Annotated in this window: 23 protein-coding genes; 16 read left to right on the top strand and 7 right to left on the bottom strand. The window is 66.2% G+C overall.

The genetic code is table 11. The features are described from left to right. Window positions 1-128 precede the first annotated feature (128 nt). Both J2808_RS09260 and J2808_RS09255 read left to right on the top strand, forming a co-directional pair. Window positions 129-971, top strand: a complete 843-nt coding sequence (locus tag J2808_RS09260; RefSeq protein WP_309814993.1) for a MurR/RpiR family transcriptional regulator — start codon at window positions 129-131, stop codon at window positions 969-971. Then, the gene (locus J2808_RS09255; RefSeq protein WP_309814991.1) at window positions 968-2,164 is read left to right on the top strand and encodes an MFS transporter; all 1,197 of its coding nucleotides are present in this window, start codon (window positions 968-970) and stop codon (window positions 2,162-2,164) included. Before J2808_RS09260 ends, J2808_RS09255 begins: the two co-directional genes overlap by 4 nt. 28 nt (window positions 2,165-2,192) lie before the next feature. On the opposite strand, the gene J2808_RS09250 is transcribed toward J2808_RS09255, so the two are convergent. After that, the gene (locus tag J2808_RS09250) at window positions 2,193-2,936 is read right to left on the bottom strand and encodes a GAF and ANTAR domain-containing protein (protein ID WP_309815570.1); all 744 of its coding nucleotides are present in this window, start codon (window positions 2,934-2,936) and stop codon (window positions 2,193-2,195) included. Window positions 2,937-3,232: 296 nt separating this feature from the next. Here J2808_RS09250 and J2808_RS09245 point away from each other — a divergent pair, with 296 nt between their 5' ends. The 3 genes from J2808_RS09245 (at window position 3,233) to J2808_RS09235 (ending at window position 6,698) form a co-directional block, all read left to right on the top strand. Next, window positions 3,233-3,823, top strand: a complete 591-nt coding sequence (locus J2808_RS09245) for an adenylate kinase (protein ID WP_309814987.1) — start codon at window positions 3,233-3,235, stop codon at window positions 3,821-3,823. Next, window positions 3,820-4,692, top strand: a complete 873-nt coding sequence (locus J2808_RS09240; RefSeq protein ID WP_309814983.1) for an NAD-dependent epimerase/dehydratase family protein — start codon at window positions 3,820-3,822, stop codon at window positions 4,690-4,692. The genes J2808_RS09245 and J2808_RS09240 overlap by 4 nt, the downstream gene beginning before the upstream one ends. Window positions 4,693-4,856: 164 nt before the next feature. Beyond that, on the top strand, window positions 4,857-6,698 hold the full coding sequence (locus tag J2808_RS09235; protein ID WP_309814981.1) for a S8 family serine peptidase: 1,842 nt from the start codon (window positions 4,857-4,859) through the stop codon (window positions 6,696-6,698). Here J2808_RS09235 and J2808_RS09230 read toward each other — a convergent pair. Continuing rightward, complete coding sequence (locus J2808_RS09230; protein ID WP_309814979.1) at window positions 6,695-7,522, bottom strand: FadR/GntR family transcriptional regulator; 828 nt, start codon at window positions 7,520-7,522, stop codon at window positions 6,695-6,697. The two genes, J2808_RS09235 and J2808_RS09230, sit on opposite strands and share 4 nt — an antisense overlap. A 137-nt stretch (window positions 7,523-7,659) precedes the next feature. On the opposite strand from J2808_RS09230, the gene J2808_RS09225 reads away from it, so the two are divergent. The 6 genes from J2808_RS09225 (at window position 7,660) to J2808_RS09200 (ending at window position 13,738) form a co-directional block, all read left to right on the top strand. Continuing rightward, window positions 7,660-8,952: an ABC transporter substrate-binding protein gene (locus J2808_RS09225; protein ID WP_309814977.1), complete on the top strand. Its 1,293-nt coding sequence runs from the start codon at window positions 7,660-7,662 to the stop codon at window positions 8,950-8,952. Window positions 8,953-9,082: 130 nt separating this feature from the next. After that, window positions 9,083-10,024: a carbohydrate ABC transporter permease gene (locus J2808_RS09220; protein WP_309814974.1), complete on the top strand. Its 942-nt coding sequence runs from the start codon at window positions 9,083-9,085 to the stop codon at window positions 10,022-10,024. Beyond that, window positions 10,021-10,920 carry a carbohydrate ABC transporter permease gene (locus tag J2808_RS09215; protein WP_309814971.1) on the top strand — a complete coding sequence of 300 codons (900 nt, stop codon included), beginning with the start codon at window positions 10,021-10,023 and terminating at the stop codon, window positions 10,918-10,920. The genes J2808_RS09220 and J2808_RS09215 overlap by 4 nt, the downstream gene beginning before the upstream one ends. A gap of 6 nt (window positions 10,921-10,926) precedes the next feature. Then, window positions 10,927-12,075, top strand: coding sequence for a galactonate dehydratase (dgoD, locus tag J2808_RS09210; RefSeq protein WP_309814969.1), 1,149 nt, complete (start codon window positions 10,927-10,929; stop codon window positions 12,073-12,075). A 5-nt stretch (window positions 12,076-12,080) separates the two neighbouring features. Next, window positions 12,081-12,758, top strand: a complete 678-nt coding sequence (locus tag J2808_RS09205; protein WP_309814968.1) for a bifunctional 4-hydroxy-2-oxoglutarate aldolase/2-dehydro-3-deoxy-phosphogluconate aldolase — start codon at window positions 12,081-12,083, stop codon at window positions 12,756-12,758. Further along, window positions 12,755-13,738 carry a sugar kinase gene (locus J2808_RS09200; RefSeq protein WP_309814965.1) on the top strand — a complete coding sequence of 328 codons (984 nt, stop codon included), beginning with the start codon at window positions 12,755-12,757 and terminating at the stop codon, window positions 13,736-13,738. The genes J2808_RS09205 and J2808_RS09200 overlap by 4 nt, the downstream gene beginning before the upstream one ends. A gap of 28 nt (window positions 13,739-13,766) precedes the next feature. Here the strand turns inward: J2808_RS09200 and J2808_RS09195 are convergent, their stop codons facing one another. The 3 genes from J2808_RS09195 to J2808_RS09185 form a co-directional block, all read right to left on the bottom strand. Continuing rightward, entirely contained in the window at window positions 13,767-14,591 is an 825-nt protein-coding gene (locus J2808_RS09195; protein ID WP_309814962.1) for an oxidoreductase, read from the bottom strand. 24 nt (window positions 14,592-14,615) lie between these two features. Next, the gene (locus J2808_RS09190) at window positions 14,616-15,653 is read right to left on the bottom strand and encodes a zinc-dependent alcohol dehydrogenase family protein (RefSeq protein ID WP_309814959.1); all 1,038 of its coding nucleotides are present in this window, start codon (window positions 15,651-15,653) and stop codon (window positions 14,616-14,618) included. A 137-nt stretch (window positions 15,654-15,790) separates the two neighbouring features. Further along, window positions 15,791-16,900: a DNA alkylation repair protein gene (locus J2808_RS09185; protein ID WP_309814956.1), complete on the bottom strand. Its 1,110-nt coding sequence runs from the start codon at window positions 16,898-16,900 to the stop codon at window positions 15,791-15,793. Between the two features lie 67 nt (window positions 16,901-16,967). Here J2808_RS09185 and J2808_RS09180 point away from each other — a divergent pair, with 67 nt between their 5' ends. Beyond that, window positions 16,968-17,759, top strand: coding sequence for a phosphatase PAP2 family protein (locus tag J2808_RS09180; RefSeq protein WP_309814953.1), 792 nt, complete (start codon window positions 16,968-16,970; stop codon window positions 17,757-17,759). 5 nt (window positions 17,760-17,764) lie between these two features. Then, entirely contained in the window at window positions 17,765-18,073 is a 309-nt protein-coding gene (locus J2808_RS09175; RefSeq protein WP_309814950.1) for an MmcQ/YjbR family DNA-binding protein, read from the top strand. A 31-nt stretch (window positions 18,074-18,104) separates the two neighbouring features. Here the strand turns inward: J2808_RS09175 and J2808_RS09170 are convergent, their stop codons facing one another. Next, on the bottom strand, window positions 18,105-18,425 hold the full coding sequence (locus J2808_RS09170; protein ID WP_309814949.1) for a MerR family transcriptional regulator: 321 nt from the start codon (window positions 18,423-18,425) through the stop codon (window positions 18,105-18,107). Window positions 18,426-18,565: 140 nt separating this feature from the next. On the opposite strand from J2808_RS09170, the gene J2808_RS09165 reads away from it, so the two are divergent. From J2808_RS09165 to J2808_RS09155, 3 genes are all read left to right on the top strand, one after another. After that, window positions 18,566-18,988 (top strand): Hsp20/alpha crystallin family protein, encoded by a 423-nt coding sequence (locus J2808_RS09165; RefSeq protein WP_309815569.1) that lies wholly within the window; start codon window positions 18,566-18,568, stop codon window positions 18,986-18,988. A 90-nt stretch (window positions 18,989-19,078) separates the two neighbouring features. Further along, on the top strand, window positions 19,079-19,450 hold the full coding sequence (locus J2808_RS09160) for a J domain-containing protein (protein WP_309814947.1): 372 nt from the start codon (window positions 19,079-19,081) through the stop codon (window positions 19,448-19,450). Window positions 19,451-19,530: 80 nt separating this feature from the next. Beyond that, the gene (locus J2808_RS09155) at window positions 19,531-19,908 is read left to right on the top strand and encodes a hypothetical protein (protein ID WP_309814943.1); all 378 of its coding nucleotides are present in this window, start codon (window positions 19,531-19,533) and stop codon (window positions 19,906-19,908) included. On the opposite strand, the gene J2808_RS09150 is transcribed toward J2808_RS09155, so the two are convergent. Further along, window positions 19,900-21,345 carry an ATP-binding protein gene (locus J2808_RS09150; protein ID WP_309814941.1) on the bottom strand — a complete coding sequence of 482 codons (1,446 nt, stop codon included), beginning with the start codon at window positions 21,343-21,345 and terminating at the stop codon, window positions 19,900-19,902. The genes J2808_RS09155 and J2808_RS09150 overlap by 9 nt on opposite strands. Between the last annotated feature and the right edge of the window lie 17 nt (window positions 21,346-21,362).

The following is a 21,362-nucleotide window of genomic DNA, read 5'->3' as shown; positions in this document are numbered from 1 at the left end:
AAGTGGAGAAAATAGGGAGAGCAGGATCGGCCGTAAACCAATCTTGCAACCTTGCACAGGATTGCATGTCCGTGAGAGAGTGTCAAGCATCACAGTGTTTCGAGCAGGGATCTCAAAGGAGAGCCAGAGTGGGTTTCAAAGCAGTAGTGGCCAGCAGTACGGTCCAGCTCAGCGCCTCCGAGGAGCGCGTAATGAACGTCCTGATGGGCGATGACATGTCAGGCATTCCCGCCGCGGAAGTTGCAGACCGGGCAAAAACCCATGAATCAACCGTTGTGCGGCTGGCAAAGAAGCTGGGCTACCGCGGCTACCCGGACCTCAGGAACGACCTGCGCAAGGACGAGACCCAGATCCAGGAGGATCACGGCGGCATCATGCGCGGAGACACCGGCTACGACCTGTCCGCTTTCGTCGCCGACGAAATCGTTGCATTGAAGCGCTTGCCCCACTTCGTTTCCCAGGAAGACCTCGATGCTGCGGCCCGGACGTTGCACCAGTCCCGGACCATCTACCTGTTTTCGAGGGACGATGAGAAGCCGACCCGTGACCTGATGGCACGGCGTCTGCGCAGGCTGGGCCTGACCATCGTCACCTTGGGGACCGCTCCCAAGGATCTGGCTGAACGGTTCGTCAGCTTCGACGAAAACAGCACCCTGATCGGCTTCGCGCTGCGCGAAGCACCCGTCCAGCTTGCTGCGCTGGTGTCTGAGGCTGCCCGCAGGGGAGGCAAGAGCATCCTGATCTCCGACGTGCCGGGCTACCACTTCCGCCCCAGCCCGGACCACCTCATCACCGCCAGGAGGGGCGACGACGGAGAATACCGGACCCAGCTGATTCCCGTTCTCCTGGCCTACGCGCTGCAGCTTGCAGTTTTCCACCTGGACCCCGCCCGGTACAGGGCGGCCCGGGACGGAATCGAGGATCTGACCCGCCTGTTGGGCGGAGCGGACGAAATTCCCCTTCGGGCGTGAAGGGCCGGTGGCGGACAGCCCTCAGCGCACAAGCGGTCCTGGCACAGGCCTCGTGGGTAGGCATCCGGCTCATCATCGGATACCGGGCGCTCGCTGAAGGCGCCGATCCGGTCTTCCTCGGCGTCCTGGCATCGAGCTTCGCCCTGCCCGCGCTGCTGACAGCCCTGCCTGCGGGACGGCTTGCCGACAGGTTCGGCGGCACGGCCATGGCCTTCATCGGACTGCTGACTGCGGCGGCCGGGACCCTCACCATGCTCGCTTTCCGCGGGCTTCCCGTCCTGCTGGCTGCCAGTGCCCTCATCGGCCTGGGCCACCTCATGGTGATAGTGGGCCAACAGGCTTTTGTGGCGCACGTCAGCAAGGATGGATCCACGGACAGTGCCTTCGGGACGCTGACCGCAGCCGCTTCGATCGGCCAGCTTATCGGTCCGCCCGCCGTGACACTGGTGGCGTCGCTGGGTATCCCCGCCGGAGCACAGCCGGACACCACCCTGGGACTCCTGGTGTGCCTCGGCTTCAGCACGTTGGCAACGCCGGCCTACTTTTTCCTCCGGCGCACGGACGCCGGCCTGCGCAAGGGCCGGCACAAAATCGCGGCCGAGACGGTCAGCGTGGCCGGTGTCCTGAAGGCCCCCGGGCTGTGGCGCTCGCTGGTGGTCAGCGGGGCCGTGCTGGTGACAGTGGATCTTATGTACGCGTTCGTCCCGGTGTGGGCGACCGAACAGAACGTCAGTGCCGCCGTCGTGGGCCTTCTCCTTGCCCTTCGCGCGGCCGTCTCCGTGGCGAGCAGGGTGGGCCTTACAAGGCTGATCGGGCGCTTCGGGCGCAAGGCGATGCTGATCGTGTCCATCGGCGCGGCTGTCCTGTCGCTCGCAGTCCTTCCGCTCGTGGGCCCCTGGGGTGCGATCGCGGTGATGGTGGGACTCGGCCTTGGACTTGGGATCCCTCAGCCGCTGACCATGGCCTGGGTGGTCTCACTGACTGCCTCCTCGAGCCACGGTGCCGTCCTGGGCCTGCGCATGACCGTCAACCGGCTGGCGCAGATCACGCTGCCCATCGCCGTCGGCTCCTTCGCCGCGCCCCTCGGCGTGCTCGGGATCTTCTGGGCGAACGCCGCGCTGCTGCTGGGAGCCCTTGTGGTGGTGGCAGGGTCCGACGCCGGGCGGCCACCCGACGTCGGTGACGGCGCCTGACGCCGGACTGCTGTGGTCCGTCCCGGCGCTACCCGTCGTAGTGCGTCTGCGCGGGCCCTTGGCCCAGTGCGCTGACCACCGCCGCGGCCACGCTGTGGAGCTTCGAATTGCGGGTGCTCGAGGCGGCCTTGAGGAGCTCGAAAGCCTCCTGCTGGCTGCAGCGGTTCTGGGCCATGATGATGCCCACTGCCATGTCGATCACCGTGCGGGTCTCGAGGGTGGCACGAAGATGCGCCGCAGTCTCGCTGTAATGCGCGAAACGCACTGCCAGCCGCAGTGCCAGGGAGGTCTGCCGGACGAAGTCCTCGGCGGTTTCCAGGATGCGGCCCTCGAAGCGGCCGCTCCGGTGGGAGTACAAAAGCAGCGTGGCTTTGGTTTCACCTTCCAGCTGGAAAGGGATGGCCAGGACTGACCGGATGCCGTGGCCCAGCACCGCTTCGGCGTATTCCGGCCAGCGGTCTTCCTGCTCCAGATCGGAAGCGTGGACCGTCGCCTGTTCCTCGGAAGCTGCCATGCCCGGGCTGTCACTTGACTGGTATTCGATCTGGCTGATCGCCTCGGCTGCCGGGCCGCTGCTGGCGACAATGGCGGCTTTGCGTTCGCGCAGCAGCATGATGCCGCACAGCACTTCGTCGCCGGACCCGGACAGGTTGCGCGCCGATACGCGCGCGAGCTCGTCCAGGAACTCCTCAACGTCTGTGCTGTTGAGGAGTTCTTCGTGCAGGTGATCAGTGATTGATGTAGCTGTATGTGCTGTTGACTCGCTGGCCACGGTTCTTAGTGCCATTCGCTCAGGTCAAAACGATCCGGCAATACCCACGCAACCTGCCATGAAGGCGTCAAGGTGGCGGCGATCGCTGGATCGACGAACTGTCCAACGGCCTGCTGCTAAACCGGTAACCAGAAGTATATACAGCTCTGAACATTACAAATGCCACATTTGGAGCCGTGGCACCGCGGCCCCGCCACTGGCAATGTGTGCCCCTTGTGGGCAGAATGTAGCTCACGCCGGCGCTGCCGGCGGTGGACCCGAAACCAGCCGGCGATGGCGCCGCGGAGGGACATGACATGACCAGACTGCTCATCATCGGGCCGCCGGGATCCGGCAAGGGCACCCAGGCGGTACACATCGCCAAGCACTTCAGCATCCCGGCTGTCTCCACTGGCGAAATCTTCCGGACCAACGTCAGCCAGGAGACCCCGCTGGGCCTGGAAGCCGCGAAATATCTCGACGACGGTGCATTCGTGCCGGACCATCTCACCAACGCCCTGGTCAAGGACCGCCTCCTCGACGCCGATGTCCAGCCCGGTTTCCTGCTGGACGGGTACCCCCGGACCGCGCCCCAGGTCATGGAACTGGACAACATGCTGGCTTCGCAGGGTCACCGGCTCGACGCCGTCGTGGAACTCCGTGCCCAGGATTCCGAACTGGAACGGCGGATGCTCCAGCGGGCCAAGGAGCAGGGCCGCAAAGATGACACCGTGGAGGTCTTCCGGCGCCGGCTGGATCTCTACCACCGGGAGACCCACGAGGTGGTGGCGGTCTATGCCGGCCGCGGGATGGTGGTCTCGGTGGACGGCAGCGGTGACCCGGCCGAAATCACCAAACGTGCTATTGCCGCCGTCGAGAAGTTCCTCGCAGCAAGGGTAACCCCATGAGAATGGCGGTGACCGGCGGCAGTGGCAAACTCGGGCGGCATGTGGTCCGCAGGCTCACCGATGACGGCCATCAGGTGTTGACCCTGGACCTCACCGGAGAACGGAGCCACAGGGTGACCCGTGTGGACCTGCGGAACTATGGCCAGGTCATGGATGCCTTGCTTGGCCTGGACGACAGGCTCCGTGACTTCGACGCCGTGGTCCATCTGGGAGCGATTCCGGCACCGGGCATGGCTCCCGAAGCCGCCATCTTCGAGAACAACATGCTCTCCACATACAACGTTTTCCAAGCCGCGCGGCGGGCCGGCATCAAGAAGGTGGTGTACGCCTCCAGCGAGACCGTGCTGGGACTGCCGTTCGACGCCGACCCGCCCTACATCCCGGTGGACGAGGACTACGCCGCCCGGCCCGAAAGCACCTATTCGCTCGTGAAGCACCTCGAAGAGCAGATGGCCATCCAGTTCACGCGCTGGGATCCTGAGCTAAGCATCACCGGCCTGCGGTTCTCCAACGTGATGGACCCGGAAGACTACGAGAAATTCCCGTCGTTCGACGCCGATGCCAAAGCTCGGAAATTCAACCTCTGGGGCTACATTGATGGACGCGACGGGGCACAGGCCGTGGCACGCGCCCTCGAAAACGGCCGCCCGGGATTCGAAGCGTTCATCATCGCGAACGCTGACACCGTCATGTCCCGGTCCAGCGCCGGCCTCGCCGCGGAGGTGTTTCCCAACGTCACGGTGACCAAGGAGCTGGGCGAGCACGAGACCATGCTGTCCATCGACAAAGCCCGGCGCCTGCTCGGGTTCGAGCCCCAACACACCTGGAGGTCGTACCACTCGAACCGCACCACGCCGACTGAAGACTGAACTGGGAACGGCCGGACATCATGACAACCCATGGTTTTCCGCAGCAGCCGAAGGGTTGGCGCAGGATCGGCAAAATTCCCGGCAACAGCGGCCACCGGGCGCCTAACCTTGGGGGAGGCGGAGGCATCACCGCCACCAGCCCGCACCGCCACGCTAGGAACACCATGCGCACCCTCCGTTTTGTGCTGCCCGCAGCCACGATGTTGATCACCGCCGCAGCCCTGGCGGCTCCCGCGCTGCCGGCGACGGCCGCGGACCGGGCCGGAACCGGTCACGAAGCGAGCGCCCGCTACCTGGTCCGTTACGCTCCGGGAACTGACGTACCCACGGAGGCGGCGCGCCTCAAGTCCCAGGGCGTCGGCGTCGAACGCTCTTTTTCGCACGCTCTCCGCGGCGCCGTGGTGACCGCAACACCGGCGCAGGCCGCGGCGCTGTCCCACTCGGCCGGCGTTGCCTCGGTGGAGATAGACGCGCCGGTCACGGTTTCCGAGACGCAGCAGACGGCACCGTGGGGACTGGACCGCCTAGACCAGCGGGCCCTTCCCCTGTCCGGTTCCTACAGCTGGACGTCGGCAGGTGCCGGAGTCAGCGCGTACGTGGTGGACACCGGGGTGCTCGCCACCCATTCCCAGTTTTCCGGCCGCGTCACGGCGGGTTGGACCGCCGTGGCGGATGGCCGCGGGTCCGGGGACTGCAACGGCCACGGCACCCATGTTGCCGGAACAATCGCGGGGTCAACCTACGGCGTGGCAAAGGGCGCAGCGATCGTTCCCGTCCGCGTCCTCGACTGTACCGGCTCCGGCTTCAACTCCGACGTTGTGGCCGGCCTCGACTGGATCGTCGCCCACCACGCCGCCGGAACGCCGGCCGTGGTCAACCTGAGCGTGGGCGGCCCGGCGAGTGCGGCCGTGGATTCCGCGGTCCAGGCCGTGATCAACGACGGCGTCACTGCCCTGGTTGCCGCCGGCAACTCCGCCACGGACGCCTGCGCCAGCTCACCGGCGCGGCTGCCGGCTGCGGTCACTGTTGCAGCGAGCGATTCCGCAGACCGCCAGGCGTCCTTCTCCAACTTCGGCTCCTGCGTGGACCTCTACGCGCCCGGAGTCGGGATCACCTCCGCCGCCCACACGTCCAACACGGCCACCGCATCCATGTCCGGCACCTCCATGGCCACGCCCCACGCGGCCGGCGTCGCGGCGGCGCTGCTGTCCCAGAGCCCGGGCCTCACCCCCGCCCAGGTGGCATCGGCCCTGGCCGCGAACGCCACGGCCGGCGCCATCACCGGCGCCGCGACCGGCACGCCGAACCGCCTGCTGTTTTCCGCCGCCGCGGCTCCCGCCGCTCCTGCTCCCGCTCCCGTTGCTCCGGCGCCCACCGTGACTGCCAGGACTCCGGCGGCGGGTTCGACGGCGGTGCAACTGGGAAGCAACGTGACCGCTACCTTCAGTGCCGCTGTCCAGGGCGTCGGCGCCGGAACCTTTGTGCTCCGTAACGCCGCCGGGACAGCCATCCCGGCAACGGTCAGCTATAACGCGACCACAAGGACGGCCACCCTGGACCCGTCCGCCAACCTGGCCGGGGACGGGAAATTCACGGCAACGCTGACCGGTGGTGCCACCGCCATCCGTGACGGCGCGGGCACACCGCTGGCCACCACGAGCTGGACGTTCGTCACGGGCTTGGCACCGGTGGTGACGGGCTACACGCCAGGCAGCAACGCCATCCTGGTCCGGCGAACCAAGAACCTCACCGTCACCTTCAATGAAGCAGTCCAGGGCGTCGGCGCGGCGACATTAACGGTGAGGAACGCCGCCACCGGGGCAGTAGCCCCGGCCAACGTCTTCCGCAACGGCACCACCAACCAGTGGATCCTGGACCCGCAGCAGTCCCTGTCGGCCAAGACCAAATACACGGTCACCGTCACCGGTGGTGCCACCGCCATCCGTGACCTCGCCGGCAATCACCTGGCCAGCAGGACCTGGCAGTTCACCACCGGTTCGTTCTAACTGCTCCGCTGGGAACGGGAGTCCGACGGCGGCCGTTGGGGGGCGCCGTCGGACTCACCCGCTTGCCGGGATGGGTATTGCCGGGCTGAGTCTTGTGCAGCAGGGTGGTGCTCGGACCAGATGTGGCCCACCTCTTCGGCGAACTGTTGAACAATCCTGCTCATGGCGGCATGCGCTGCGCCGGCCTCACCGCGCTGGATGGCGCTGGCCACGTCAACGTGCAGCTGCAGTGCTTCATGATCCGGCAGGTGCGGCATCAGGCCGTGCTCCGCCCTGCCGGTGAGGACCTCAGCCACAAGATTATGGAGCTGGGAAAACATGGCGTTACCTGAGGCCTTGAGGACAGCGGAATGGAACTCGACGTCCAGGCGCAGGAATTCCTCCTGGTCGCCGCGCTGGCCCGCCGACCACAGGCGAGCTGCCAGATGGACCAGATCGCTGCCGGCATCCCAGGACGCCCGCTCGGCCGCGAGCCGGGCGGCCTGTGGTTCAATGGCCCCGCGGAGCTCGTTCAAGGCCTGAAGCTGCTCCAACCGGCGGGACGACGCGAGCCGCCAGCGGATCACCTGGGGATCGTAAAGGCTCCACGCTTCTTCGGGCTGCACCACCGTGCCGAAGCGCCTGCGGGACGCCAGCATGCCCTTGGAGGAAAGAACCCGGGCGGCCTCGCGGACCACCGAGCGGGATACCTTGTGCTGCACCTCCAGCTCGTCCAGCCGCACCAGGGAATTCGGTGCAAGGGACCCCTCGGCGATGGCGAGTCCTAGGTTCTGGACCAACGCAGCGTGCCGGTCTGTGGGGGACTCCGCCTTTGGGGTTTTCATAGATAAATCATACTGGTTTGCAAAAGGGGTTGTTTAAGTCTGTCTTATTTACCTATGATCTCTTCCAGAGCAGATGTAAAGAAGCATTTGTATGTGGCTGGACAGTGACGTCAGCCCGGAGCAGCAAGGGAGTCGTTATGAAGCGACGTTCAGTAGTGAAGTACGCGGCAGTCGCCGCCGCACTCTCGCTGGGGCTGACAGCCTGCGGCGGCAGCGGCAGCAGCGACGCCGAAGCATCGGGCACCGTCCGGGTGACGCTGGCCAACCACGTCTGGACCGAAGGCATCAAGGCCGCGATCCCGGAATTCGAGAAGTCCTCCGGACTCAAGGTGGAACTGACCCAGCTCGGCGAAGACCAGCTTTCAGACCAGTACAACGTCAAGCTCAACGCCGGCAGCGACGAGATCGACGTCATGATGTACCGCCCGCTCCAGGAAGGCAAAGCGTTCGCGAAGAACGGCTACCTCGCGGACCTGACCAGCAAGGTGTCCTCGGATTCCGGCTGGGACTGGAAGGACTACCAAGAGGGCCCCGTCAAGGCCACCACGGCTGACGGCAAGGTTGTGGGCGTCCCCATCATCACCGAGCGCGAAGTCCTTTACTACCGCAAGGACCTGCTCAAGGCGGCCGGCCTTGAGGTTCCCAAGACCATGGAGGAGCTTGAAGCGGCCGCCAAGGCCATCAAGGAAGCCAACCCGGGCACCGCGGGCTTTGTAGCCCGCACAGGCAAGTCCGCTGCCGTCACCCAGTTCTCCAGCTTCCTGTACAGCTTCGGCGGCGACTTCACGGATTCCAGCGGCAAGTCCACCGTCAACTCGGCTGCTGCCAAAGAGGCCTACGCCTACTACGGCGGCCTGATTAAGAACTACGGCCCCGCCAACGTCAGCACGGACATGAGCTGGCCCGAGGCGATGGCAATCTTCACGCAGGGCAAGGCCGCCTTCTACACCGAGGCAGACTCGCTCTACAAGAACGCCACCGATCCCGCCAAGTCCAAGGTTGCCGACACTGTCGGCTTTGCTGCCCTGCCGGCAGGCCCCGCAGGTTCCAAGCCGTACAACATCCCGTCGTGGGGCCTGGCCGTGAACCAGGCTTCGGGCAATCAGGACAACGCGTGGAAGTTCATCCAGTGGGCAACCAGCAAGGAACGCACCCTGGCCGCGCAGAAGGCCGGCGTCCCCGGACCCCGTGCTTCTGTCTGGGCTGACTCCGCAGGAACCTCCACCTATCCGAAGGACCTGGCCGAAGCCATTGCAACCAGTGCCAAGAACGGTGTGGGCCACGACCGTCCCGAGGTAGTCACCGTAGGCAAGGCCCGCGAAATCGTTGGCGAGCCGATCGTTGCCAGCATCACCGGCGCCGACGCCTCTGCCGCAGCCGACTCGGCTCACGAGGCCTTCCAGAAGTTCCTGGACAGCGAAAAGAAGTAACGCAACGGTGCGCCGGGGCTCAGCCGATGAGGCCCGGTGCACCCAACAGCCCCGGCCGGACGGCAGTGACGCTGCCGTCCCGCCGGGGCAACTCTTCACCCCCCAACTCCTTAGGTGAACCATGTCTGTAATGACTTCTCCCCGCAGCTCAGCCCGGAAATCAGGCCGTGCCCCCAGTGGCCGCGACAAATTCTCTGACTGGGCCAACCGGCACCGCAAATGGCTTTTCGCAGCCCCGGCGATGGCCTTCGTCGGCGTCCTGATCATCTTCCCGCTGGCTTGGACTTTGTACTTGAGCCTCACGGATTCGCAGGGCTCCGTACGGGCAGCCACCGAGTTCATCGGGCTGGAAAACTACATGACGGTCCTGTCCGACGTCGAACGCTTCTGGCCTGCGGTGGGCCGCACCCTCACCTTCACCGGCGTTGCCTTGGTCTGCGAAGTGGCGCTCGGCATGGGCATTGCCTTGCTGCTGTGGCGCCCGTTCCGCGGCGAAAAGTGGGTCCGGGTAGCCATCCTGTTGCCGCTCGTAGCCACCCCTGTCGCCGTCGGCATGATGTGGCGGCTGATCTTTGATCCCAACATCGGGTTCGCGAACCAGCTCCTCGGCGCCGTGGGCATCCCCGCCCAGCCCTGGCTGTCCGGCCAGGACACCGCACTCGGCACCACCATCTTTATGGACGTCTGGCAGTGGACCCCCATGGTGGTCCTGATCCTGCTTGCCGGTCTGACCTCCCTGTCCGAGGAGCCCGACGAGGCGGCCCGCATGGACGGCGCCAACGCGTTCCAGCGGTTCTTCTTCATTACACTGCCGCTCATGATGCCCACCGTGATCGTGGCTATCCTGCTCCGGGGCATCGACGCCCTGAAGACCTTCGACATCCTGTACGCCACCAAGGGCAAGGGCGGCGGATCCTTCCACGAAGTGGAGACCCTGAACGTCTACGCCTACGGGCTGAGTTTCGACTACAACCAGTACGGGCTGTCCTCCGCGGTGCTGATCCTGTTCTTCATGATCATCATCGGCTCCATGTGGCTGCTGACCATGCGCAAGAAAGCGGTAAGCAAATGACCGTAGTGAATGAAAACACCGGAAACACCGGGCAGCAGACGTCCGCCAGGCATCCGCTGCCGATCCGCCGCCCGAAGAAGCCCCTCGGCACCCGTGCCTACAAGGTCTTCCGCGTAGCCGCCCTGATCGCCGTGGTGCTGTTCCTGGTGGCGCCGCTGTTTTGGATGCTGCTGGCTTCGCTGAAGACCAACGTTGACATCTACGACACCGCCAAATCGTTCATCTTCAGCCCCACATTCGAGAACTACGCGAATGTCCTGCAGCGGAACAACTACTTCGTCTTCATCTTCAACAGCTTCTGGGTGGCTTTTGTCTCCACGGCCCTCTCCCTGGTGCTGGGCGTCCCGGCCGCCTACGCCATGAGCCGGTTCACCATGCACCGCTCAGCCCTGGTGGTCCTGATGGCCCGCGTCATTCCGGGCGTCTCGCTGCTGGTGCCCTGGTACTACGTGTTCTCCAACCTGAAAATGGTGGGCGGGTTCGAGGTGCTGATCCTCAGCCACATGTTCGTCGCGCTGCCGCTGATCGTCTACATCATGATGAGCTACTTCGATTCACTCCCGCTGGAACTGGAGGAATCGGCGCAGGTGGACGGACTCACCCCCATCGGCGCGTTCCAGCGCATCACGCTTCCGCTGTCCGTGGCCGGCATGGCCACCGCCGGCATCCTGTCCTTCATCTTTTCGTGGAACAACTTTATGTTCGCCCTGGTGCTCTCCGGGTCCAAGACCAAGACGCTCCCAGTCGCCATCTTCGACTTTGTCTCCTACGCCAGCATCGACTGGGGCGGACTGATGGCGGCCGCCACAGTGGTGACCATCCCCATCATGATCATTGCGCTCTTCACGCAGAAATACATCGTGTCCGGCATGACCGCCGGCGCCACTAAAGGCTAGGCCAAGATGACCATCATCAGCAGAATCGAAACCTTCCTCGTCGCGCCGCGGTGGCTGTTTGTCCGGATCGAAACCGAGAGCGGCATCGTGGGCTGGGGCGAGGCAACCTGCGAGGGGCGCAGCGAAACGGTCCGCACCGCCGTCGACCAGCTCGCCGAGCTGCTCATCGGCAACGATGCGCTCCGGATCGAGGACCACTGGCAGGTCATGACCAAGGGCTCCTTCTACCGGGGCGGGCCCATCCTGGCCAGCGCGGTTTCGGGCCTGGACCAGGCGCTCTGGGACATCGCGGGCAAGCACTTCAACACTCCCGTACACCAGCTCCTGGGCGGCCACGTCCGCGACCGGATCCGGATGTACGGCTGGGTGGGTGGCGACGAGCCCAACGAGGTGGCCGACCAGATCAGCGCCCAGCTGGAAGTTGGCCTCACCGCCGTCAAAATGAATGCCAGCGGCCGGATGAGCCCGGTCGCCTCGGTGGCAGAGATCGACGGCGTCATCCGCCGGGTTGCCGCGGCACGTGAAGTGCTGGGCGACCACCGCGACGTAGCCGTGGACTTCCATGGCCGCTTCAGCCTGGCCAACGCCCGCCGGGTGGCACCGCTGCTGGAACCCTACCGGCCGTTCTTCCTCGAGGAGCCGGTGGTCCCGGAAAACACGCATCTGCTGCGCGAATTCACGTCGTCCACCACTACACCGGTGTCCACCGGTGAGCGTCTCTACAGCCGGCAGGAATTCCTGCCCGCGCTGCAGGCAGGCATCGCCGTGGCACAGCCGGACCTCTCGCACGCCGGCGGCATCACCGAGGTCCGCAAGATCGCCTCGCTGGCCGAAATTTACGACGTCCAGCTGGCCCCGCACTGCCCGCTCGGTCCCCTTGCCCTCGCGGCCTGCCTGCAGGTGGGCTTCGCAACACCCAACTTCCTGATCCAGGAACAGAGCATCGGCATCCACTACAACAAGGGCGCCGAAGTCCTGGACTACGTGGTGGACAAAACCCCGCTGAGGTTCGTGGACGGCCACATTGAACGGCTGACCGGCCCCGGGCTCGGCATCGAAATCGACGAAGCGGTGGTCCGCGCGGCCGACAAACGCGGCCACGCCTGGCGCGGGCCGGTCTGGCGCCACGCGGACGGAGCCTTCGCAGAATGGTGAACAACGTGACTGACAGCAGCGGCATTACACCTGAAGGCCTGCTGGCCGGAATCAAAGAAGCCCGGCTCGTGGCCATCGTCCGCGGCACGGACGGCGGGGCTGCCGCGAAGGCGGCCCTCGCAGCGATGGAGGAGGGATTCCGCTTCGTCGAGATTGCCCTGACCACCCCCGGCGCCCTCGAAGCGATCCGCGAAGTCCGCGCTGCAGCACCGGCCGGCTGCTATGTCGGCGGCGGGACGGTGCTGACCGTGCAGGACGTGGACAACGTGGCAGAGGCAGGCGGCCAGTTTATGGTGACCCCGGCGCTGGCGGCCTCGATCGCCGAGTCGGCGCGGCAGGGCGTTCCCGTCCTCGCCGGCGCCCTGACTCCCAGTGAAGCGTACGAAGCCATGAACCGTGGGGCCACCGCGGTCAAGCTCTTCCCCGCTTCCATTGGCGGGCCCGGCTACCTCAAGGCATTGCGCGATCCGTTCCCCGAAATCCCCTTCATCCCGGTTGGCGGAGTGGGCCTCGACGAGGCAGCGGGTTATTGGGAAACAGGGGCGATCGCCGTCGGGCTCGGCGGGCCGCTGTTCGGAAACGCCGGCTCCGGCGGCGACCTCGCGCCCATGCGTGAGCGTGCCCGCGCCTTCGTTGACCTGGCGGATGCTTTCGGCCGCCGAACCGCCGCGGGCGTGCGGTGAGCACCGCCGTCGACCTCCTGACCTTCGGCGAGTCCATGGTCTCCCTGCGCTCAGCCGGGCCGCTGTCCGCCGGCGGCAGCCTGGCCATGCACGTGGCCGGAGCAGAATCGAATGTGGCCGTTGGGGTTGCGCGCCTGGGCCACAGCGTCAGCTGGGCCGGTGTTGTTGGCGCGGATCCGCACGGTGAATACATCCTGCGGCAGCTGCGCTCCGAGGGGGTCCAGGTTCAGCACCGGCTGGACACGACGCGCAGCACGGGCGTCATGTTCCTCGAGCAGCGGACCGCCGACCTGACCCGGGCGTTCTACTACCGCGCCGGTTCCGCGGGCTCCACCCTCAGCCGTGACGACGTTGACCTTGCCCTGAACGCCGGTGCGCGCGTCCTGCACCTGACCGGCATCACCGCCGCCCTCAGCCCTGAAGCCCGGGCGGCGCTGGCCTACGCTGCCGAGCGTGCCGCGGCAGAGGGCGTGGTGGTCTCCCTCGACGTCAATTACCGCAGCAAGCTCTGGACCCGGGATGAGGCGCGCGCCGTGCTGGCGCCCCTCGCCCGGCACACCGACATCCTCATAGCGTCCGACGACGAACTTGACCTTGTGGCGTCCGCAGCCCCGGGGGGCTCCGGTTCCCTGGGAAACGACGACGCCGAAACCGCCCTTGCCGATGAGCTCCTTGGCCGCGGGGTGTCCGAAGTAGTGGTGAAGCGGGGTGCCCACGGCGCCGGCGTCCATACCGCCGCCGGGCGGTTCGAAGCCCCCGCCGTGACTGTGACCAGCATCGACACGGTGGGTGCCGGGGACGCGTTCACCGCCGGCTACCTCTCCGCCCTGCTCGACGGTGAAGACGTGGCCGGGCGCCTGCAGCGTGGCACGGTGATGGGAGCCTTCGCCGTCAGCACCGCCGGAGACTGGGAGGGCTTGCCCAGCCGGGACGAGCTCGTATTGCTGGCAGCCACCCAAAGTGGGGCAACCGTCCGCTGACTGAATTGGCGGCGTGCCTGAACCCGCTTCAGATGTCAGTGCTGAGGCTGAGGTCCCGCCAGGTGTCCAAGTCGGTGCGTTCCGCCTCGGCGACGGCGGCAAACGCGTCGAAAGCGTCTTTGCCGAGTACCAGCAACGACGGCGGTTCCGGGCTTTCGGCGACCGCCAGTATGGCTTCGGCCGCCTTGGCCGGATCACCCGGCTGGGTGCCGTCCATTGTGTCGTTTTCCTTGCGCCGTTTTCCGGCCGTTTCCGCATAGTCCTCGATGGCCGCAGCGGACTGGGTGAGGGAGCGGCCGGCGAAGTCGGTGCGGAACGCGCCGGGTTCCACCACGGTGACGCTGATGCCCAGCGGCCTCAGCTCCTTGCGGAGGGACCCGGACAGTCCTTCCAGGGCCGCCTTCGACGCGGAGTAATATCCGGACCCGGGTGGTGAGATGCGCGCCCCGATCGAGGAAATGTTCAGGATGGCCCCGGCTCCCTTGGCGCGCATCGAGGGGAGGACGGCCTTGATCATGCTGACAGCGCCGAAAAAATTGGTGTCGAACAGTTCCCGGATGTCGCCGTCGTCCGCTTCTTCAACCGCGGCACGGTAACCGTAGCCGGCGTTGTTGACCAGGACATCGATCCCGCCAAAGCGCGTCCGGGCCTGCTGCACCACGGATTTGATCTCGGCGCTGTTGATGACGTCGAGCGGAAGGGGCAGGGCCGTGTCAGGGTAGGCGGCCGCGATGCCTTCCACCGTGGTGACGTTGCGGGCGGTGACGACGGCGTTGTGGCCGTGGGCGAGCACGGCTTGGGCGAGCGCGCGACCGAGTCCGGTGGAGCAGCCTGTGATGAGCCAGGTAGCCATAGGTTTTCCCTTTCGAAAGTGACGCTACGGACGGACAAGGACTTTCAGGGCTTCGCGGGAGTCCATGGCACGGTAGCCGGCCGGGACCTCGTTCAGGCTGATAGTACGGTCAAACACCTTGCCCGGGTTCACGGTGCCGTCAAGGACGCCGGGCAGCAGCGTCTCAATGTAAGCGCGGACGGGGGCCGGGCCGCCGGTAAGGGTGATGTTCGGACCGAACATGGAGCCGAAGCCGATCGGGGCGTCCTCGTACTGGGGCACGCCGACGCGGCTGATGACACCGCCGGGACGGATAACACCAAGCGCTTGGTCATACGCCGGCCGGTGCCCCACACACTCGAGGACGGTGTGCGTGCCGTCGCCGCCGCTCAGCTCGCGCACCCGCTCGATGCCGGCCTCGCCGCGCTCGGCCACAACGTCGGTGGCGCCGTATTCGATGCCCAGGTCCGTGCGGGCCTTGTGCCGGCCCATCAGGATGATCTGCTCGGCACCCAGTTGCTTGGCGGACAACACCGCCATCAGCCCGACGGCGCCGTCGCCGATCACCGTGACAGTGGTCCGGGCGTTGACACCTGCCTTGATGGCGGCGTGGTAGCCGGTGCCGTAGACATCAGAGAGGGTCAGCAGGGAGGGCAGCAGTTCGCTGTCCTCGCCCACCGGGGCCTTGACCAGGGTGCCATCAGCAAACGGGACGCGAATGGCCTCGGCCTGGGCGCCGCCGATGCCGTTACCCGCCCAGAACCCGCCGTGCCGGCAGGACGTCTGTAGGCCCTCACGGCAGAAATCGCAGGTCCCGTCGGACCAGGCGAAGGGCGCGATGACGAAGTCGCCCCTTTTCAGGGTGGACACGTCCCTTCCCGTTTCCTCCACGACGCCGATGAACTCGTGGCCCATCGGTGATCCCTGTGTGGTGGCCTCCATGCCGTGGTACGGGTGTAGGTCAGAGCCGCAGATGCAGGAGTTGACGATCCGCACGATGGCATCGGTGGGGTCCTGGATGGCGGGATCGGGCACGTTTTCCACGCGCACGTCACCGGCGCCGTACATGATGGTTGCTCGCATTTTTGTTTCCTTACACTTTGTCCGGGCTTGAGCCCGCAGGTTCCTTCCAATAGCCAACCGCACATCCGGCCGTTGTGGGAGTGGCTGTTGATACAGGTACCCGCTGTGCCTGCCCGCGTGCTTCCTGCCCTCGCGCGTCAGGTCCGGACTTCGAACTCCGTATGACCGTGCCGGACACCGTTGATCTGGAGTTCCAGGGCGTGCAAGCCAGGGTGGTGGACGCGCGTGGTCATCGGTTTGAAGGCGTGGCGCTTGGCCAGCTTTCTGGTCTCGCCGGCGGCAAGGGTCAGTGCCGTCAGTTTGAAGATCTTCACCGATTGGCTGCCGTTTGCTTTGCGGTAGTGGACCGCGTAGTCCACCGCCAGCTGGGCGTCCGCGGGGCCGGTGTTGGAGATCTCGAATTCGAACCCGAGGTCTTCCGGCATCGCCACAACCTGACGGTCCAGCCTTAGTGCCGTGACAGCCACCGACGCCGGCGCGAACCCCTGGAGTGCCAGCGCCGCGGGGTGGCCTTTCTTGATCAGGGTCCGCAGGCCGTGCCGCACCACCCACGCAGTGTTGGCGTCCGGGGCCGCCAACCAGCCGGCCGCCGTCGCCACCACTGCCTCTGCTGAGTGCCGGGCCAGATCGTTGAGGTGGTTGGCTACCGACCTGCGCACATATTCGGAAGGGTCGCGGTACAGGGCGTTAAGGATGGGGATGGTCGCCTCGGGCCGCTCAACCAAAGCCGGAACCCGCACCGCCCACGGGAGGTAGGCGCGGGTGCCTTCAGAGGCCAGGCGGCGGACGTGTTCGTCAGCGTGCGACGTCCACTCGAGGATTATGTGCAGTGCCGTGTCGGGATCCCGGGCGAGCAGCCGCCGGATGGCAAACTCACCGGTGAGCCGGGGGGTGAGCTCGGCCAGGAGCGCCAGGCAGTCAGCGAAGTCCGCCGCGGTGTCCGACTCGAGCGCCAGCGTAACGGCTGTTTCGGAAACCGGCCACAGGATCCAGCCCGTAAAACCAAGGTTGTCCAAGGCGCTGCGGAAGACGCGGGCCGCCGTCGGGTAGTCAGCTCCAGGAGGGAGCCGGAAGTCAGCCAACAGGGCATCGCTGACCTGGTCGGTCCGCCCGCGCAGGCTGAGCTCGTCCAGCGTTGTTGCTGCCGCGGCCACGTTGGGCCACCGGGTCCCGGGTGCAGCCGTGGCCAGGTGGTCAGCCAGCGCTTCCACATTTCCGCGGTTGATCAGTTCGTTCATTGCGCCCATCCGGTCAGGCTACAGGGATAGTCTTCATCTGAAGGAAGTCAGCAAAAGCGCAGGACGGAAGTTTGACGTGGCAGAGCAGGCAGCAAAATCCGGGAAGGGCCCCCACTGGTGGCGCGTCTTCCACGACAAATTCGTGGTGGAAGAACGCTACATGGAGCCCGGGGCGCGCAGGGCCCTCTACCGCTGGGCAGTGATCCTGATCGGGGTGGGCACCCTGGTGTTTATCGCCACCCTTGTTGGGGTGGTGCAAAGCGGCACCGCCCCGTGGGGACCGGACGAGCCGATCCGGGACTGGCTGCTAGGCGTCCGCTCCGAGGCGCTCACCGGTGTCATGATCTTCCTCGCCGTGATCTTCGGCCCCGTCGCCTTGCCCATCATCGTGCTGGTGGTCACGGTGGCCTGGGGGTTCGCGGCGAAGCACGCCTGGCGCCCCATTGTCCTGGCTGCCGCCATGCTCACCGGTGTGATCGTGTCACAGATCATCCTGCAGATCGTCCAGCGCTCCCGCCCGCCGGTGGAGCTGATGCTGTTCGGCGCTGACCACACGTTTTCGTTTCCCTCCGGACACGTCCTCGGGGCTTGTGACTTCCTGCTGGTGGGCACGTTCCTGATCTTCTCGCGCCGGGAGAATACGCGGGCTGCCGTGCTGGGCTTTGTCGGCGCGGGTGTCGGCATTGTTCTGGCCGCAGTGAGCCGGCTTTACCTGGGCTATCACTGGCTGAGCGACGCCATGGCGTCGGCCTCCCTGTCATTGGTCATCCTGGGCGCCGTCATCGCCCTGGACACGTGGCGCACCGCCAGGATCCCGGGCGAACGTATCACGGGCGAGCTCTCCAAGGCCGACGCGCCGGGCGACTAGCTGCCGTGGCCACCGAGCAGGACGTCCGCGGCATGTGCCTTGCACTGCCCGGCGTCACCGAACGCAGCAGCTGGGGCCAGCCCGCCTGGTTCGCGAAAACCCTTATGGCGCGCATCTGGGAGGACGGTGTGCTGACGGTCAAAACCGCCGAGCGGGAAGCTCTGGCCGGTACTGAGCCCGAGACGTACTTCTGGACTCCGCACCACGAGCGGTCACCCCAGTTGGTGCTGGTGCGGCTGGCTCGGATCGGCAGCGATGAACTGGCAGAACTCCTCGAGGAGTCGTACCGGCTGGCCGGTGGCAGCGGAGCCTGACCCGCGGGCGTCGGGCGGCTTCCGAAGAGCGCTACCGCTCGGGGAGTGAGCGTGCCCGTTTAAGGGCGCGGAGCAATCTTGCGTTCGCGGCCTCCAGTTCAAGGACTTTTGCGATGCCGGCCAGGTTGAGTCCCTGCTCGAGCAGTTCACCGATGTGCAGGAGGACGGCGATGTCGGCGTCACTGTATTGCCGTGTTCCGCCGGACGTTCGGGCAGGCGTGAGCAGTCCGCGGGTCTCGTAGAGGCGGATGTTCTGCTGGCCTGTGCTCGCCAGTTGGGCTGCCACGGAGATGGCGTAGAGTGCCCGGCCGGCCCGGGGCTGAGGTGCACGTCCGGAGTCCGGCTCGGTCATGTCTGCTCCAAAATTCCTGTCAAAAGTGGCTTGCTTCAGTTTCCCACGGGTGCTATAAAAAATCTATATCCACCACCATAGATAACTGGAGGTGGGTAGAACAGAATCATGCAACTGCATTGCTGAAGGAGTGGGAAATGATGTTGATGCGTACGGACCCGTTCCGTGAGCTGGACCGGCTCACCCAGCAGGTCTTCGGAACCGCGGCCCGGCCGGCGGCCATGCCGATGGACGCCTGGCAGGAAGACGGTGAGTTTGTGGTCGCCTTCGACCTGCCCGGAGTCAAAATCGACTCCGTGGACCTGAACGTGGAGCGGAACGTCCTGACGGTGCGGGCGGAGCGCCTTGATCCGACGCAGCCCAACGTAGAGCTGGTGGCCTCGGAGCGTCCCCGCGGCGTGTTCAGCCGCCAACTGATCCTCGGCGACACCTTGGATACGGACCGCATCAAAGCCAGCTACGACCAGGGCGTCCTGACCCTGCGGATCCCCGTGGCGGAGCAGGCCAAGCCGCGCAAGATCGAGATCGAAACAAAGGGCCAGATGCACGAGATCGGAGGCTAGTTCTTCCCCGGGGCGCCGGCAGCTTGTTGCCGGCGCCCCGGCGCCACGACCCCTGCGACGCCATGCACCTTGAGAATCCCGGAAGCCGCTATGACCAGCAAGCCGGACTACTACGACGTCCTGCGGGTGAAGCCCGCTGCCAGCCAGCAGGAGATCTCCCGTGCCTACCGGGCCCTGATGCGCACCCACCATCCGGACCTCGACGGCGGCAGAGCAGATGGCGGCGACCTGAACCGGGGCGCGCTGCTGCAGATCATGCAGGCCTTCTCGGTCCTGCGTGACCCCGCCCGGCGCGCAGCCTACGACCGGAACCGTACAAGCACAAGCACAATCGCGCAGGGTGCCGGACCGATCGTCATCCCGGTCCGAAAGGGCGCCGGAAATGTGCCGGCCGGCAACACCATCAGAATCACACCCGTGCGTTGGGAAAGCGGACCGTGGACCGAGACCGCTGGGACCTAAACCGCTGGAAACTAAACCCGCTGGGGACCTAGAACCGCAGGGCGGGACCACAGCATCACCGCGAGGAGGCGGACACAACAATGAGTGAGTGGCGTCGCTACGATTCCCATTTGATTCCGGCGTTCCACGAGCGCTTCGAGCAGCGCTGGGGCAAGGGCACCGCCCCGTTCCTCGATCCCGAGGCGCACGAAGAGCCGGTGCCGCGCGCACAGTGGATCAACCCCGCAACGGGTGCGGCGCTCGCGGTGGTTCCGGTGTGGACGGCGGACGAGCGCCAGCAGCGTTCCTTCGGGGTGTTCTATCTCCCGCCCGCCGGTGACATCTGGGTCCTTCGGCCGGGCTACACGGGCTACCTCGAACCGGCCGACGGCGACACCGAACACCTCATTACCCTCAGGAACGATGCCTACCGGAAGGCCGTGGCCCACGCCAAGGAGTTCCTGTTCGGCTCACAGTAGGCCAGGCCCAGGGAAGACGGTGCCGGGGCCCGGGAAGCCGGGGCCAGGCCCAGCCGCCGAATCCGAGCCGCTGCCCAGCAGGCTGCGGGTGAGCGTTTCGGCGTCGGCCATCAGATCCTCGACAGCGGCACTGAGGTGGGAGTCGGACACCGGCGCGTCTTCCAGCGCGGCGGCCACCACGGCCCGGCGGACCAGTTCCCGGGCGAAGGACGCAGTGGTGCCTTCGGTCCGTTCCGCGGCGGCATCGAGCGCCTCGGGGCTGAAGGCGACGAGGCGGCCGTACAGTTCCAGCAGCCGGACCCGCTCGGCGTGTGCCGGCAGCGGGATTTCCACGGCGAGGTCCACCCTGCCCGGTCGCTGCGCCAGCGCCCGTTCCAGCAGGTCCGGCCGGTTGGTAGTGAGGACAAACGCGACGTCCGCATCGTCGTCCAGCCCGTCCATGGCGTCCAGCACCTCAAACAGCAGCGGCTGCGGCCCGTGCCCGAAGCTCCGGTCCTCCGCAATGAGGTCGCAGTCCTCCAGCACCACGATGGATGGCTGGAGCGCGCGGGCCATGCGGGCGGCCTCGGAGATCCGGGCGAGTGACCCGCCCGAGAGGAGGATTGCCGTCGAACCTTCAGTCTGGCCCAGCAGGTGGCGGACGGTGTGCGTCTTGCCGGTTCCCGGCCTGCCGTAGAGAAGGATGCCGCGCTTGAGGTGCTGGCCGTGGTCCTTGAGGGACGCCCTGTGGGTGGCGATGCCCACCGTGTGGTCGGCCACCTTCTGCAGCAGTCCGACGGGCAGGATGACGTCCGACGCCGGCAGGCTGGGGCGGTGGTGGAAGGTCACACCCGCAGTGCTGGGGCCGTATTCGGACATCACCAGGGAAATGACCTGGCCCTTGAGGACACTGTTGTTATCCAGCCGCAGGCGGAACTCCGCCAGGAATTTCGTGGCCGTTTCCGGGCTGGTGGCCAGGACCTCCAGCGATGCGGTCTGGCGTCCGGAGCGAGGGTCGGCGTCGCGTTGCAACACGGCCAGCGGACTCCCAGCGAAGCTGAAAAGCCACAGGCCCAGGGCCACGGCCTGCCGCTGCGTGTCCGGCCCTACCGCCAGGTTGGCATAGTCAGGCTGGGCGAGCGGAAACTGCGGAAAGAGCTGGGACTGCTGGATCATGTCACTGAATGACTGGTGGTGCCGCTGGCCCCCGCCGCCGATGCCCGCCAGCCGGCCGGCCGCGTCCTGCGCTGCGAGCTCAGCCATCACAATGTCAGCGTCCACAAAGCGGTGCGGCGGGATCTTCTCCTCCACCACGGACAGCCCGTCAGCAGGAGCCCTGAGGTGCGCGGTCAATGCCGGGAGCAGCTGCAGGCCTTTCTGCTGCCGGTGGTTTCCGGCCTGCGACAGTTGGACCAGCGCGCCGAAATCGTCGATGAACTTCCCCAGTTTTTCGTCCATTCCCAGACCCTAACAGC

The sequence above is a fragment of the Pseudarthrobacter sulfonivorans genome (assembly GCF_031454915.1).
GTDB classification, from domain to species: Bacteria; Actinomycetota; Actinomycetes; order Actinomycetales; family Micrococcaceae; genus Arthrobacter; species Arthrobacter sulfonivorans_C.
Note: the sequence above shows the minus strand (reverse complement) of the source record. Positions and strands in the feature narration are given on the sequence as shown.

Bases quoted from the DNA above. Each gene is read 5' to 3' on its own strand.
- J2808_RS09155 (WP_309814943.1), top strand. From the start codon at position 19,531: ATGAGTGAGTGGCGTCGCTACGATTCCCATTTGATTCCGGCGTTCCAC.
- dgoD (WP_309814969.1), top strand. From the start codon at position 10,927: ATGACCATCATCAGCAGAATCGAAACCTTCCTCGTCGCGCCGCGGTGG.
- J2808_RS09195 (WP_309814962.1), bottom strand. From the start codon at position 14,591: ATGGCTACCTGGCTCATCACAGGCTGCTCCACCGGACTCGGTCGCGCG.
- J2808_RS09225 (WP_309814977.1), top strand. From the start codon at position 7,660: ATGAAGCGACGTTCAGTAGTGAAGTACGCGGCAGTCGCCGCCGCACTC.
- J2808_RS09185 (WP_309814956.1), bottom strand. From the start codon at position 16,900: ATGGGCGCAATGAACGAACTGATCAACCGCGGAAATGTGGAAGCGCTG.
- J2808_RS09240 (WP_309814983.1), top strand. From the start codon at position 3,820: ATGAGAATGGCGGTGACCGGCGGCAGTGGCAAACTCGGGCGGCATGTG.
- J2808_RS09235 (WP_309814981.1), top strand. From the start codon at position 4,857: ATGCGCACCCTCCGTTTTGTGCTGCCCGCAGCCACGATGTTGATCACC.
- J2808_RS09230 (WP_309814979.1), bottom strand. From the start codon at position 7,522: ATGAAAACCCCAAAGGCGGAGTCCCCCACAGACCGGCACGCTGCGTTG.
- J2808_RS09215 (WP_309814971.1), top strand. From the start codon at position 10,021: ATGACCGTAGTGAATGAAAACACCGGAAACACCGGGCAGCAGACGTCC.
- J2808_RS09245 (WP_309814987.1), top strand. From the start codon at position 3,233: ATGACCAGACTGCTCATCATCGGGCCGCCGGGATCCGGCAAGGGCACC.
- J2808_RS09160 (WP_309814947.1), top strand. From the start codon at position 19,079: ATGACCAGCAAGCCGGACTACTACGACGTCCTGCGGGTGAAGCCCGCT.
- J2808_RS09165 (WP_309815569.1), top strand. From the start codon at position 18,566: ATGTTGATGCGTACGGACCCGTTCCGTGAGCTGGACCGGCTCACCCAG.
- J2808_RS09220 (WP_309814974.1), top strand. From the start codon at position 9,083: ATGACTTCTCCCCGCAGCTCAGCCCGGAAATCAGGCCGTGCCCCCAGT.
- J2808_RS09170 (WP_309814949.1), bottom strand. From the start codon at position 18,425: ATGACCGAGCCGGACTCCGGACGTGCACCTCAGCCCCGGGCCGGCCGG.
- J2808_RS09190 (WP_309814959.1), bottom strand. From the start codon at position 15,653: ATGCGAGCAACCATCATGTACGGCGCCGGTGACGTGCGCGTGGAAAAC.
- J2808_RS09150 (WP_309814941.1), bottom strand. From the start codon at position 21,345: ATGGACGAAAAACTGGGGAAGTTCATCGACGATTTCGGCGCGCTGGTC.